We start from the raw sequence: 1,095 nt of genomic DNA, 5'->3' as shown, positions 1-1,095 counted from the left end.
CGGCTGCCCACCAGGGTGCCAGACATCACCAGGGCAGTGGTGACGCCTTTGATGCGCGCGCCCGGCGAGAGGCGGGTGGCCGTGCCGTTGATCAGCACAGCAGGTGGCGCGGTAACCTCCAGCATGCCGCGTTTGGCGGCGGCTGGAAACTCACGCACCAGCGCTTGGGCGAAGGCCGGTGCGGGGCTCAGCGCGGCAGTGCCCGTGATGACGAGCATCGCCAGAAGCCCGGCGAGTGGTGTTTTGAAGCAGCGGTTCATGGTGTACATCCAGAGGCTGAGGGTTGGGAGTCGTTCAGGGTGCGCGGTGCTCACCCTGGCTAAAACTCATTGTAAATCAATCACTTGCGTGAAGGGCTGGTGCGCAGACCTATTGACCCCGGGCCGCCACGGCGCGCAGCTTGTCTTTTTTGCTCGGTCGTTTGCCCTTGATGCCGCCGTTGGAGGGCGCGCTGGGCTCACCGTCGCTCGGCACCGTGGCGACCGCCGTTTCAACCGCCTCGAAACCTTCGACGCTTTCGAGCGGCAGGCTCAAGTCCTGGCGCTTTTCAATCAGGCGGAAATGGCTTTCGGTGTCGGCGCTGACAAAGCTCACCGCCAAGCCGCTTTCCCCGGCCCGCCCGGTGCGCCCGATGCGGTGGGTGTAGTCCACCGCCGAGCGGGGCAGGTCGTAGTTCACCACCACCGGCAGCTGGGCAATGTCCAGGCCGCGGGCGGCGACATCGGTGGCAATCACCACCTTCAGGCGAGAGGCCTTGAAGTCCGCTAGCACCTGCGTGCGCTTGCCCTGGCTCAGCTCGCCATGAAACGGCTCGGCGTAGATGCGGGCCTTGCGCAGCTTGTCGGCCACCATCTCGGCGGCGTGTTTGGTCGCCACAAACACCAGCACGCGGGTCCAGCGGTTTTGCTGAATCAGGTGGCGCAGCAATTGGGTGCGTCGTCCGGTATCCACTGCGATGGCCCGTTGGGTGATGTCCGGCGTGGTTTCAGGTGCAGGCGCCACTTCAACGCGAACCGGATCGCGCAGCAGGGTTTGCGCCAGGGCCTGCACCGCGGGCGGAAAGGTGGCAGAGAAAAACAGATTTTGGTGCTTTTC

The 1,095-nt window shown here is 64.8% G+C and carries 1 protein-coding gene and 1 pseudogene; both read right to left on the bottom strand.

Annotation, left to right across the window (positions count from 1 at the left end):
- Positions 1-260: pseudogene (locus AC097L_RS25870) on the bottom strand (hypothetical protein); the annotation flags it as partial.
- A 109-nt stretch (positions 261-369) separates the two neighbouring features.
- A partial coding sequence (locus AC097L_RS25865; RefSeq protein WP_479589554.1) for a helicase-related protein occupies positions 370-1,095 on the bottom strand: 726 nt, incomplete at its 5' end.

This window comes from Rhodoferax sp. RT5P35 (genome assembly GCF_056521385.1).
This window is presented reverse-complemented; position numbering and strand designations above follow the sequence as displayed.